The 12,756-nt window shown below is 65.6% G+C and carries 12 protein-coding genes; 10 read left to right on the top strand and 2 right to left on the bottom strand.

Annotated features, from left to right (window positions below; translation table 11 throughout):
• Positions 1-18: 18 nt before the first annotated feature.
• From R9B84_RS18790 to R9B84_RS18755, 8 genes are all read left to right on the top strand, one after another.
• Positions 19-687, top strand: a complete 669-nt coding sequence (locus R9B84_RS18790) for an RraA family protein (protein ID WP_423760867.1) — start codon at positions 19-21, stop codon at positions 685-687.
• Positions 688-690: 3 nt separating this feature from the next.
• Positions 691-3,483 carry a phosphoenolpyruvate carboxylase gene (locus R9B84_RS18785; protein WP_423760866.1) on the top strand — a complete coding sequence of 931 codons (2,793 nt, stop codon included), beginning with the start codon at positions 691-693 and terminating at the stop codon, positions 3,481-3,483.
• A 123-nt stretch (positions 3,484-3,606) separates the two neighbouring features.
• Positions 3,607-4,620: a 2-hydroxyacid dehydrogenase gene (locus R9B84_RS18780; RefSeq protein WP_423760865.1), complete on the top strand. Its 1,014-nt coding sequence runs from the start codon at positions 3,607-3,609 to the stop codon at positions 4,618-4,620.
• A 314-nt stretch (positions 4,621-4,934) separates the two neighbouring features.
• Positions 4,935-5,636 (top strand): amino acid ABC transporter permease, encoded by a 702-nt coding sequence (locus R9B84_RS18775; protein WP_423760864.1) that lies wholly within the window; start codon positions 4,935-4,937, stop codon positions 5,634-5,636.
• A 2-nt stretch (positions 5,637-5,638) separates the two neighbouring features.
• Positions 5,639-6,388, top strand: coding sequence for an amino acid ABC transporter permease (locus tag R9B84_RS18770; protein ID WP_423760863.1), 750 nt, complete (start codon positions 5,639-5,641; stop codon positions 6,386-6,388).
• Between the two features lie 27 nt (positions 6,389-6,415).
• Positions 6,416-7,144 carry an amino acid ABC transporter ATP-binding protein gene (locus R9B84_RS18765; protein ID WP_423760862.1) on the top strand — a complete coding sequence of 243 codons (729 nt, stop codon included), beginning with the start codon at positions 6,416-6,418 and terminating at the stop codon, positions 7,142-7,144.
• A gap of 86 nt (positions 7,145-7,230) precedes the next feature.
• A complete protein-coding gene (locus tag R9B84_RS18760; protein ID WP_423760861.1) occupies positions 7,231-8,079 on the top strand; it encodes a transporter substrate-binding domain-containing protein in 849 nt (282 codons plus the stop codon).
• 12 nt (positions 8,080-8,091) lie between these two features.
• The gene (locus R9B84_RS18755) at positions 8,092-8,685 is read left to right on the top strand and encodes a gluconokinase (RefSeq protein ID WP_423760860.1); all 594 of its coding nucleotides are present in this window, start codon (positions 8,092-8,094) and stop codon (positions 8,683-8,685) included.
• A gap of 123 nt (positions 8,686-8,808) precedes the next feature.
• On the opposite strand, the gene R9B84_RS18750 is transcribed toward R9B84_RS18755, so the two are convergent.
• Together R9B84_RS18750 and R9B84_RS18745 are read right to left on the bottom strand one after the other, a co-directional pair.
• Positions 8,809-10,110 (bottom strand): HipA domain-containing protein, encoded by a 1,302-nt coding sequence (locus R9B84_RS18750; RefSeq protein WP_423760859.1) that lies wholly within the window; start codon positions 10,108-10,110, stop codon positions 8,809-8,811.
• Positions 10,103-10,384, bottom strand: a complete 282-nt coding sequence (locus R9B84_RS18745) for a helix-turn-helix domain-containing protein (RefSeq protein ID WP_096475974.1) — start codon at positions 10,382-10,384, stop codon at positions 10,103-10,105. Before R9B84_RS18745 ends, R9B84_RS18750 begins: the two co-directional genes overlap by 8 nt.
• Before the next feature lie 354 nt (positions 10,385-10,738).
• On the opposite strand from R9B84_RS18745, the gene R9B84_RS18740 reads away from it, so the two are divergent.
• Positions 10,739-11,668, top strand: a complete 930-nt coding sequence (locus R9B84_RS18740; RefSeq protein WP_423760858.1) for a TauD/TfdA dioxygenase family protein — start codon at positions 10,739-10,741, stop codon at positions 11,666-11,668.
• Positions 11,669-11,714: 46 nt separating this feature from the next.
• Positions 11,715-12,746: an ABC transporter substrate-binding protein gene (locus R9B84_RS18735; RefSeq protein ID WP_423760857.1), complete on the top strand. Its 1,032-nt coding sequence runs from the start codon at positions 11,715-11,717 to the stop codon at positions 12,744-12,746.
• The last annotated feature ends 10 nt before the right edge of the window (positions 12,747-12,756 follow it).

Below are 12,756 nucleotides of genomic sequence, written 5' to 3'. Positions count from 1 at the left end.
ACGAACGGAGAGCACATCATGCAGCAACGTATCGGTTCCCGAAAGAACGCGTCGGCACCGCAGGCCGATCCTGCGATCATCGACGCGCTGCGCGACATTCCGGCCGCGCTGATCAGCGACAACATGCGGCGCATCGTCGGCACGGCCGCGCTGCGCCCCTATCACCGGTCGGGCGGGATGGTCGGCACCGCGGTCACGGTACGCGTGCGCCGCGGCGACAATCTCGCGATTCACCGCGCCTTCGAGTATTGCCGGCCGGGCGACGTGCTGGTCGTCGACGGCGGCGGCGACGTCACCCAGGCGCTGCTCGGCGAAATCATGTCGATGTATGCGGAGAGCATCGGCGTGGCCGGGCTCGTGCTCGACGGCGCGATTCGCGACGTCGCGGCGATCCGCGAGAAGGATTTCCCGGTGTTTGCACGAGGCGTCACGCACAAGGGTCCTTACAAGGCCGGTCCCGGCGAGATCAACGTGCCCGTGTCGATCGATGGCCTGGTGATCCATCCCGGCGATATCGTCGTCGGCGACGACGACGGCCTCGTCGCGTTTCCGCAGGAAGAGGCCGAATACCTGATCGGGAAGGCGCGCGCGCAGATGCGCAAGGAAGCCGACACGATCCAGTCGATCAGGGAAGGCCGCTTCGATCGTTCGTGGATCGACGCGTTCGAAGCGAACATGGCTGGCTGAGCGATGGAACCTCGCGGCGAAGCATGCGAAAGCGTTGCCGTCACGGCGCTGGCGAACCGGCTGCTTGCGCTGACCGCCGCGACGCGCGAGCGCTCGGAGGGTGACCCGTTCGCCAATCCGGTGCTGGCGCTCGCATGCGCGATCATGCAGGCGATCGACGACGGGCGAATCGGCGGCGAAGACACGCACGAACTGGTGAGACAGCTGCGCGATCAGGCGTTCTCGGATCGGGCGGCGCGGATCGCCGCCTATGTCGGCGGCGTCGGTGCCGACGCGAACGAAGCGGCGCTCGAATCGATTGCCGGTCGTGTCGTGGGCGACGCGAACGACTGGGACGGCTTTCGCGCGCGTGCCGAGCGCACCCGTTATGCAGCGGTATTCACCGGCCATCCGACCTTCGCGCTGAACCCCGAGGTCGCGCGCCATCTCGCGGATCGCGCTTGCGGCGCGGCGCCGCGGCGATTCGAGTCGCATCGCCCAGGGACGGTCACGCTCGACGCGGAGTTCGAGCAATCGGTGCAGGCGATCGATCATGCGCGCGATGCGCTGGATCGCTTCAACGCCGCGTTGCTGTCGGCGGCACGCCGGGCATTTCCCGACCGTTGGCTGGAGCTGGTGCCGCGGCCGTTGATCGTGGCGACCTGGGTCGGCTACGACACCGACGGGCGAACCGACATCGGTTGGTGGGATACGCTGCGATTTCGTCTGCGGATCAAGCGCCTGCAGTTCGCGCGCATTCATCGGCAGACGTCCGCCATCGACGGCGCGCGGACGCTGAACGCACGCGTCGCGAAGGCCCTCGATGTGCTGGACCACCAGATCGCAGCCTGCCCGGATGGTGCGGACGCGTGCCAGACTTCCCGGTTCGCACGGGCGCTCGTCGCGCACCGCGGCGACGCACTGGTGGATCCCGAAACCCTGGACGCGCTTTATCGCGACGCGATCGCGGATGCGCCCGATCGCGACAAGCTGGCGCTGGCCGTGTCGCGTGCGGGCCTCGCATCGCACGGACTTGCGCTCGCGCATACGCATTTCCGGCTGAACGCCGCGCAGCTTCATAACGCCGCGCGTCAAAGACTCAATATCGCCGATTCCGTCGATGCGCCGCTGCATCGGCGCGCGATGCTGGCGGCGATCAACGCCGAGCTGGACAAGGTGCAGCCGCTGCCGGTCGACTTCGGCGCGCTGCTCGCGGAGCAGGCGACGGCGGCGCGGACGATGATGACGATTGCGCAGCTCGTCAAGCACATCGACGGCGCGACACCGGTTCGATTCCTGATCGCGGAGACGGAGAGCGGATACACGTTGCTGGTCGCGCTGTGGCTGGCACGGCAGTTCGGCGTGGAGCGGCACGTGGAAATCAGCCCGCTGTTCGAGACCGAGGAGGCGCTCGAGCATGGCGCGCATGTCCTCGATGAAGCGCTGCGCAGCCCGCACTATCGCGCCTACGTGAAATCGCACGGACGGTTGGCACTGCAATTCGGTTATTCGGATTCGGGCCGCTATGTCGGCCAGCTTGCCGCGAGCTACCTGATCGAGCGGCTCAGGATGAAGATTACCGGCATGCTCGCGCGCCACGGGCTGAACGGCGTCGAGGTCGTGCTGTTCGACACGCACGGCGAAAGCGTCGGCCGCGGCGCGCATCCCGGCTCGCTCGCCGACCGCCTCAAATACCTGTCGCCGACGGCGTCGCGCCATGCGTTGAACGATTGGGGGTTGCAGGTACGGGAGGAGAGCGCATTCCAGGGCGGCGACGGCTATCTGCTGTTCGGCACGCCGGCGCTGGCGCTTGCGACGGTCGCGCGGATCGCCGAGCATGCGTTCCATCATGCGGTCGGCCCGGTCGACGATCCGATCTACGACGATCCGGATTTCGCTGCCGATTTCTTCGGCTCGATCCGCGCGACGATGACGACGCTCGTCGATGACGCAGGCTATACGGCGATGCTGAGCGCGTTCGGCCCCGCGCTGCTCGACCGCACGGGCTCGCGGCCCGCAGCGCGGCAAGCGGACGGCGCCGCGTTCCGCGCCCGGATTCGCCACCCGAGCGAACTGCGTGCGATCCCGAACAACGCGATCCTGCAACAACTCGGCTGGTGCGCGAACACCGTGCACGGGCTGGGCGCCGCTGCCGCCCGGCAGCCGGAGGGATTCGCGGAGATGCGCGGGCGCAGCCGCAGATTCAGGCGCGCGCTCGATCTCGCGGAAGCGGCGTTCGCGCACTCCGACATCGAGGTGCTGAGAGCCGTGACGTCCTTGCTCGATCCCGGCACGTGGCTCGACCGCGCGCTTCATACGGCGGATGGCGGTGCGCGGGACGCGATGCTCGCGGTCGCCGCGATGCTGGAGCGGATCGACGCGTCCACGGCGACGCGGGCGATGTTTCGCCGCGCGCTGGCCGACGATCTGGCGCTGCGCGCCGTATGGCCGAATCGCGCACGCATGAGCGATCGCGAAATGCTGCTGCATGCGCTGCGGCTTGCGCTGATTCAACGGGTCTGGTTGAAGGCGACGGAGATTCCGGAATTTTCGCCGCGGCCCGATGTGACGGTCGACGATCTGCATCGGGCGATCGTCGGCCTCGACATGCCGTCCGTGCTGTCGGTACTCGCACGGATATTTCCCGAGCGGACGGACGATACGACCGAATACGAGTACGCCGAGCCCGCCGCGCCGCGCGCGCCGGGTTCCTATGCGAGAGAGCACCGCGAGATTTTCGCGCCGATGCGGCAGTGGTTCGAATCGATACGCGAAATCTCCGTGGCCGTAACCCACGAAGTCGGCACGTTCGGCTGACGCCGCTCCGCACGCACATCTCGGGCGATGGCGTTCGCGATGCGACGCGCACCGGGGTGGCCTCGGAGGCCGGCACGGTCCGACTCATTCAACCCTTACCGAAATCCAGCAAGGAGTATTGTCATGCGAGCGTCGATTCTTGTGACCCGAGCTTCGTTTCCCGACATCGTCGACCGTTTGCGGGAGCCCTTCGACGTGACCGACAACCCGGACGACACGATCTGGTCGCAACCGGAACTGATCGCCCGGCTGCAGGGGAAACGCGGCGCCGTCACCGCGGGCAGCGACCGGATCGACGCGACCCTGCTCGATGCCTGCCCCGGGCTCGAGGCGGTCTGCAACATCGGTGTCGGCTACAACAACATCGATGTCGACGCGTGCTCCGCGCGCGGCGTGATCGTGACCAACACACCGGATGTGCTGACCGAAACGACCGCGGATTTCGGGTTTGCGCTGATGATGGCGACCGCGCGGCGCATCACCGAATCCGAGCACTACCTGCGCCGCGGCGCATGGACGAAAACGGGGCGCTACGACATGTTCGTCGGCGCGGACATTCATGGCGCGACGCTCGGGATACTGGGCATGGGCCGCATCGGCCAGGCGATCGCGCGTCGCGGCGCGCTGGGCTTCGGCATGAAGGTGATCTATCACAACCGTTCGCGGTTGTCGCCCGAAGTGGAGGCGAGTTGCCGTGCGCGCCATGTCGACAAGGATGCGCTGCTGCGCGAATCCGACCACCTGATCGTCGTGGTGCCGTATTCGTCGAGCTCCCATCATGCGATCGGCGCGCACGAACTCAGGCAGATGAAATCGACGGCCACGCTGACGAACATCGCACGGGGTGGCGTGGTCGACGACAGCGCACTGGCTGCCGCGCTCGCCGAAGGCGCGATCGCCGCGGCGGGACTCGATGTCTTCGAGGGCGAGCCGGTCGTATGTCCGGCATTGCTCGCGCAGAAGAACGTGGTGCTGACGCCGCATATCGGCAGTGCATCGGTGGCGACACGGCGAGCGATGGCGTCGCTCGCCGTCGACAACCTGATCGCGGCGCTGGGCGCGGGGCCGCACGCCGGCCAGCCGCCGACACCCGTCAATCCTCAGGTGTTGATCGATGCGCCGCGCATCGGTCGATAGCGGACGTTGTCGCACCGGTCGCTGCATGGTCGGGGCGCGTGGGTATTTACCCCGCGGCGTCGCGGCACAGGCGGCATTCCGGTCGACGGGAACATGGCGCGCAGCGCCGCCGGACGGGGCTCGGGTGGCCGTGCGGGCAGGTCATCGACCAAACTTATCGCACCAGAAGAAAGGCGTCTGCAAGCCGGTTTTTTTGCGAGCTAGTATGAATTCAACGCGGTCATCGATGTCGACCGCCGTGTTGAACGACGAAGGGGTGGCGGATCCGGCATCGCGGTACGCCACGATCCGGATTCATTCCAGAGGCGCGGACTATGAAGCTGCATTTTGACCTTTCTGCAGTGCTGCGAGGCGACTACGGCGCACTGTTTCTGCACGGCATCGAGCTGACGCTGTTGATGGCCATTTCGGCGTGGCTACTGTCGCTCGCGATAGGGCTGACCCTCACATTGATTCGCATGACGAATATCCGGATCGCGGAGCGCTTCGTCGCCGCGTTCGTCGCGTATCACCGCAACGTGCCGATGCTCGTGCAGATCCTGTTCTGGTACTTCGGCATTTCGAACATCCTGCCTGCCGGGATTCAGGCGCTTCTCAACCAGTACAACGGCCAGTTCGTGTTCGCGGTCGTCGCGATCGGGCTGTGCAGCGGCGCCTATTTCTCGGAAGACATCCGCAGCGGGTTGCGCGCCGTTCCGTATGGCCAGTACGAAGCCTGCCGCGCGCTCGGCCTGAACTTCCTGAAGGGGATGCGCCATGTTGTCCTGCCGCAGGCGCTGCGAAACGCAATCCCGCCGATGGTCAATCATGCGGTGCTGCTCTTCAAGAACACGAGCCTCGCGATGGCGATCGGCGCCGCGGAGCTGACCTACGTGACGCGGCAGATCGAGAACGACACGTTCCTGTCGTTCGAATCGTATTTCGTCGCAACCGTGATGTATCTGGCCATCTCGCTGCTGATCATGCTCCTGGGCGCACGGCTCGCAGCCTTCTACCGTATTCCGGGAGTGAAATGACCATGTTCGAGATCATTCGGGACAACTGGGCGTTGTTGCTGATCGGTCAGTATCCGCACGGGCCGCTCGGCGGCATCGTGCTGACGATCCTGCTTTCCGTCGCCGCGCTCGCGATCGCGTTTCCGCTCGGGATACTCGTTGCGCTCGCGAGAATCAGCCCGTTTCCGGTGCTGCGCGCGCCGGCCACCGCGCTCGTCTACGCGGTGCGCGGCGTGCCGCTGCTGATGGTCGTGTTCTGGGTGTACTTCCTCGTGCCCGTGCTCACCGGCTATCCGGTAACGGGGTTCGTCACGATGCTGTGCGCGCTCGTCGTGTACGACTCGGCGTATCTCGGCGAGATCATTCGCGGCGGCATCGAAGCGCTGCCGAAAGGGCAGGTCGAGGCGTCGCGTGCGCTCGGCATGAGCTACCTGAAGACCATGCGGTGCGTGGTCCTGCCGCAGACCCTGTACAACGTGGTGCCGAGCATGATGACGCAGTTCGTGTCGACCATCAAGGAGACGTCGCTCGGCTACATCATCAACGTCCAGGAGATCTCGTTCGCGGCCGACCAGATCAACAACCGGCTGCTGACGAAGCCGTTCCCGGTCTATCTGATCCTCGCGCTCTGCTATTTCGCGCTCTGTTATGCGCTGACGCAGTTCGCGCAATACCTGGAACGCCGTGTGACACGCAAGCGTGCCGGCATGAACGTCCGCGCGAAGTCGGCGAACGCAGTTTCGCTGGCCGGCTCGGTATCCACCGGGAACTGAGTGACCCGACTCTCTCAAGGAACTCGCATGATCAAGTTTTCCAACGTCAACAAGTGGTATGGCGAATATCACGCGCTCGTCGACATCAACGCCGAGGTGCGCAAAGGCGAAGTGGTGGTTGTCTGCGGGCCGTCGGGTTCCGGGAAGTCGACACTGATTCGCACGGTCAACCGGCTGGAAGAAATCAATCGCGGCAAGATTTCGTTCGGCGGACAGGACATCCACGACCGGAAGATGAGCGTGAACGCCTATCGAAGCCGTATCGGGTTCGTGTTCCAGCAATTCAATCTCTTCCCGCATTTGTCGGTACTGGAAAACATCACGCTCGCGCCGATTCGCGTCAGCGGTGTGAAGCGCGCAGATGCGGAGAGCAAGGCGCTGGATTTGCTCGCCCGCGTCGGATTGTCGAACAAGGCGAACGCCTATCCGCCCCAGTTGTCGGGCGGGCAGCAACAACGCGTCGCGATTGCGCGGGCGCTCGCGATGAACCCGCCGGCGATGTTGTTCGACGAACCGACCAGCGCGCTCGATCCGGAGATGGTCGGCGAGGTGCTGAGCGTGATGAAGAGTCTCGCGCAGGAAGGCATGACGATGATGTGCGTGACGCACGAAATGGGGTTTGCGCGTGAAGTCGCCGACCGCATCTGGTTCATGGATGCGGGAACGATTCTCGAGACGGCCGAGCCCGATGCATTCTTCACGGCGCCGAAGCACGCGCGCGCGAAAAAATTCCTGTCGGATCTGCGTTCGCATTGATCGCGAGCGCGGCCGGCCGGGCACCGCAGGTCTTCCGTAGTTCATTTCAAAACATGTTTGTCAGTCAAGCCTCAAGGGGTTACACGATGGAAAAGTTGAAAGTCATCGCGGGAATGCTGCTGTCGGTCGGCATCTTCATGTACGTCGCGCCCGCTCGCGCGGATCAGTTGGCCGATGTCAAGTCGCGCGGCGAACTGAACTGCGGCGTGTATTCGAACGTCGAGCCTTTTTCCTATCCGAACGCGCAGACACGCCAGCTCGAGGGGATGGACGTCGACCTCTGCAACGCGATCGCGAAGCAGATCGGTGTGAAGGCGAAACTCTCGCCGCTTGCCGTCGAGGCGCGCATTCCGCAATTGAAGCTCGGGCGAGTGGATATCGTCGTAGCCAACCTCGCTTATACGAAGACGCGGGCGACCCAGGTCGCGTTCAGCGATGCGTATTACTCGACCAAGGAAGTGCTGGTCGTGAAAAAAGCAGACGGCGGCAAGAAGCTCGCCGATTTCACGGGCCAGAAGATCAGCGCGGCCGATGGATCGACGTCGGCGCAGTCGATCCCGCTGTCGATCAAGGATGGCCAGGCGGTGACGTTCCACGACACGAGCTCCGCGTTTCTCGCGCTCGCGCAAGGCAAGGTGAAGGGGTTCGTGACCAACCAGATGACGGCGATCAAGATCGCGAAACAGGTCGAGGGCACGGACGGCGCGGTCACCATTGCAGCCGAGCCGATGTTGATCGAGCCGATTGCCGTCGGGTTGCGTCTGAGCGAGCAGGGGATGCTCGGCGCCGTGAACCAGGCGCTGGCGTCGCTCGAACAGAGCGGGCAGATGCAGGCGATCTTCGATAAATGGCTGGGACCGAAGACGCCGTACGGTCTGGTACGGACCGACAAGGTCACGCCGATCAGTCAGCTGAAGTTCACGCCGGTTTCGTAGCGTGGCCGTTCGATGGCGTGGAAACACGCCATCCAGACCGCGGCAGCCGGCAATCGGCGCTTGCCAGTGAGAATCGGAATGGCATCGGTAGAGACGAGACACAGGATCGCCGTGATGGGCGTGTCCGGTTGCGGGAAGTCGACGCTTGGCGCGAGGCTGGCGGCTGCCGTCGGCGGCGTGTTCGTCGAGGGCGACGATTACCACCTGCCGGAAAGCAAGCACAAGATGCGCAACGGCATCGCGCTGGACGATGCCGATCGGGAGCCGTGGCTGGACCGGCTGGCAAGCATGATGACGGCGCCGGGCGCTTCCGTCGTGTTGTCGTGCTCGGCGCTGAGGGCCGCTTATCGCGCCCGGCTGCGCGCGCGCGTTCCCGGGTTGCGGTTCGTCTATCTCGAAATCGAAATGGACGAGGCGTTGAAGCGCGTATCGGGTCGAGTCGGGCACGAGTTTCCGGCCGCGCTCGTTTCGAATCAGTTCGACACCCTCGAGCCGCCGGTCGGCGAGGATCGCGTGCTGTGCCTGCATGCGTGCGACCGGCAAGAGCGGAATCTCGCGTCGATCGTTCGATGGCTGGATGGATCGATGGATGCCGTCGGCGAGTGACGACGTCTCGCGATCGCTGACGCTGGCCGTCCGACCCGGCCGGCATGTCATGGCGATACGCGCGTGGCGAGCAGTCCGAATCCCAGCCGCCGCTTGAAATGCAGCGCGAACGCCGACAACCGCTTATCCACGCGCCTGACGAAGCGCGCGGCCCATCTCCGCGATCGGCATCGACGCAATCGAGTTCAGCAGGCGGATTTCCCCGGCATCGGGGCGGGCGATCTCGCGCACTTCATCGAGCGTCTGCGCGACGCTGCGATCGAGCGGTTCGAGAAAGCGCCGAAGCTCGCTTTCGGCCGCCTTGTCCTTGAGCCCGAGCGCGTTGCCGAACGCGATCAGCGCGCTCACGTCGATGTCGGAGAAGCGCGTCGCCGTGCCGAGCGGCATCGTCAGTTCGCAGTGCGGCCAGTGATCGCCGCGATGGTCGGGCCGGTGCGTGGGCGTGTGATAGACGACCGTGCTGACGATGTCGTAGAACGGCGCAAGCCGGTAGCCGCGCGCGTCGACGAAGAACGACAGGTTTTTCAGGTGCGCGTCGCCATTGCCGACCACCACGTTGAAGATCGTCCAGCGGAACACCGACAGGCGCGCGAGTGCGCGCGTGCTGGTCTGCCCGATCGCGCGGCCGAGCGCCTCCGCGTTCGCGCGCTGGTACTTGAAGCCGCGATCGTAGTTCAGCAACTGCATCGCGTCGATCGTGTGCAGGCGTCCGGCCGGCTCCGACGCGGTGTCGCGGTCGAAGCGGTCGATCACGTAGCACGCGGACGGCGCACGAAGAAAATGCACGTCCGGAACGTCGAGGCCCATCCGCTTCGCGAGCGTCATGCAGAAGAATTCGTTGATCGCCGAATGCGGATAGCCGGCGGCGCGCATGTCCGGCTTCAGCAGATGCATCGACGGCTCGCTGCCCACCGGTTCGAACAGCGCATAATCTGGCGCGTCGCCGCGCAGGATCACCAGCAGTTTCTGCTGCGCGCCGGCCGCCGACATGCGCTTGGGCGCGGTGGCCGTCAGCGCGCGCTCGGGCATGGCCTGGATGCGGCGCTCGAGTTCGTCGAGCGCAAGCGGCTGCATGCTGCCGGCGGCCTCCTGTTCGCCTTCGGCCAGCAGCGTGAGCGCGCCGGCCGATTCGCGCCCGAAATACGCGAGCAGGCCCCACGCATCGGCGGCATCGACCTTCGCTTCGCGTGCGAGCGACGTCCGCATGCCTTCTTCGGGCAGCAGGTTGTCGAAGAACCACTGGACCGGGCGATCGGTCGAGTTGTCGGTGAAGGTGTCGGCGCGCAGCGCGAAAGCGGGCGACAGCGGGTACGCGCGTGGCGAGGCCAGCCACTGCGCGTCGTACGTGAACGACCAGACGCCCTTGTCGTCGGTCAGCCTGCCCATGCGCAGCCCGTTCGCGGACGCGATCAGCGTTCTAGCCATGGCTGCTCCTGCGGCGTTGAGCGGCCTTGAGCGCGTTTTCCGCCGAAATCTCGATCGACGACTGCGCGAACAGGCTCACGCCCAGTTCGCCGAGCAGCAGCAGCACCTTGCCGATTTGCGCGGTCGGCTTCCCGGCTTCCACCTGGCTGATGAATTTCGGCGAGAGCCCCGTGGCGTTCGCGAGCTCGTCCCGCGTGAACCCCTGCTGGAGCCGCACGGCGCGAATGAGGTTGGCGAGTGCGCCGATCGTGTTGACGGACCGAGTCTCCGGCATGATGTTCTCCGTGCTTCGTATCTGAGCGGGAACAGTATTGCACAACTCGCGGGTTCGGGTATTGATTCGTATCCGTTCGGAAACGGAAGTGCGTCGCAGGTGGCTGGATGGTTGTTTCGTTCCCGAACGGGAACAAGATGGTATGAAATCGCGGGCAACGGCATTTCCGTATCCGGGCGGATACGTGATTGGCGTGCAGGACGGTTTCGCGCGCGGCGGAACCGCCCGTTGCCGCGCGTATGCCCGAGCAGCGATCTTTATGACCGCAGCAGATAAACGTATCCGAATCGCTTCGTTGACGCATTCCGGCACGCACTCGTAGATTCGCGTTTTGACCGAATCAGGGGCCGTACCGTGACGACTACCGCCATCCGCGACACCGCAACGCTTTCCGCCGGGCAGCCGCCCGCATCGCGGCCGGGCAGTGCGGCGCAGCGCTTCGACATCGTTCCGTTCGACGCGCCGCTCGGCGCCGAAGTGGTCGGCCTCGACCTGTCGCAGCCGCTCGACGCCGACGGTTTCGCGCGCATCCATCGCGCGCATCTCGACCATCACGTGCTGGTGTTTCGCGACCAGCGCATCACGCCGGACGAGCACATCGCATTCAGCCGCCGCTTCGGCCCGCTGCAGATCCATGTGCTGCACCAGTTCGCACTCGCCGGGCACCCGGAGGTGCTGATCGTGTCGAACATCGTCGAGAACGGCAAGCCGATCGGGCTCGGCGACGCGGGCCATTTCTGGCATTCCGACCTGTCGTACAAGGAGAAGCCGAGCCTCGGTTCGCTGCTGCACGCGCAGGAATTGCCGGCCGAGGGCGGCGACACGCTGTTCGCGAACATGCATCTCGCCTGGGACACGCTGCCGGCCCACCTGCGTCGCGCGGTCGAAGGGCGGCGCGCCGAGCATACGTATCTCGCGCGTTATGCGGAACTGCAGGCGCGCAGCCCGTGGCGGCCGAACCTGTCGCCCGAGCAGATCGCGCAGGTCGAAGCCGTCGTGCATCCGGTCGTGCGCACGCATCCGGAAACGGGCCGCAACGCACTGTTCGTCAGCGAGCATTTCACGACGCGCATCGTCGGCTTGCCCGACGACGAAAGCCGCGCGCTGCTCGACGAGCTGTTCGCGCACAGCGTGCGCGCCGAACACCTGTACCGGCACCCATGGCGCACGCACGATCTCGTGTTCTGGGACAACCGCTCGCTGATGCATCTCGCCGCCGGCACGCCCGACCACCTGCGTCGCAAGCTGTACCGCACGACGATCGAAGGCGACGCGCCTTTCTGAGCCGCGTGCCGCGTCATTCTTCCGCCCCATCCTGACCGGAGTTCCGATGTCGTTTTCGTTTTTGCCGGCGCGCCGCGCGCTGGCGGCCACGCTCACCGCCGCGCTTGCGTTCGCCGGCGCCGTCATACCGCAAGCCGCGCACGCGGAGGGCCGCATCCGCATCGCCGAGCAGTTCGGCGTCGTCTACCTGATGCTGAACGTCGCGCGCGACCAGCAACTGATCGAAAAGGAAGGGCGCAAGGCCGGCATCGACATCAAGGTCGACTGGGTGCGGCTGTCGGGCGGCGCGGCCGTGAACGACGCGCTGCTGTCCGGTGCGGTCGACATCGCGGGCGCGGGCGTCGGGCCGCTGCTGACCGTGTGGGACCGCACGCGCGGCCGGCAGAACGTGAAGGGTGTCGCGTCGCTCGGCAATTTCCCGTACTACCTCGTCAGCAGCAACCCGAACGTGAAGACGATCGCCGACCTCGGCGCGAAGGACCGCATCGCAGTGCCGGCGGTCGGCGTGTCGGTGCAGTCGCGCGTGCTGCAATACGCGGCCGCGAAGCAGTGGGGCGACAAGCAGTTCGACAAGCTCGACGCGCTCACGCAGGCGATTCCGCACCCCGACGCGACGGCCGCGATCCTGGCGAACGGCAGCGTGATCACCGGCCATTTCGGCAATCCGCCGTTCCAGGAGCAGGAGCTGGCCGGCAACCCGAACGCGCATATCGTGCTGAATTCGTACGACGTGCTCGGCGGCCCGAGCTCCGCGACCGTGCTGTACGCCACCGAGAAATTCCGCGACGACAACCCGAAGACCTATCGCGCGTTCGTCGCTGCGCTGGCCGACGCTGCGCGGCAGATCGCGGCCGACCCCGAGCGTGCGGCCGATACCTATATCCGCGTGAATGCATCGAAGATCGATCGCGCGCTGCTGTTGAAGATCCTGCGCAATCCGCAAGTGCAGTTCAAGACCGCGCCGCAGAACACGCTGCCGCTCGCGCAGTTCATGCACCGCACCGGCGCGATCCGCAACGAGCCGAAGTCGTGGCGCGACTACTTCTTCGACGATCCGGCGACCGCCGGCGGCAGTTGAACGGTGCCGC

This window comes from Burkholderia sp. NLJ2, from assembly GCF_049487195.1.
Taxonomy (GTDB): domain Bacteria; phylum Pseudomonadota; class Gammaproteobacteria; order Burkholderiales; family Burkholderiaceae; genus Burkholderia; species Burkholderia pyrrocinia.
This window is presented reverse-complemented; position numbering and strand designations above follow the sequence as displayed.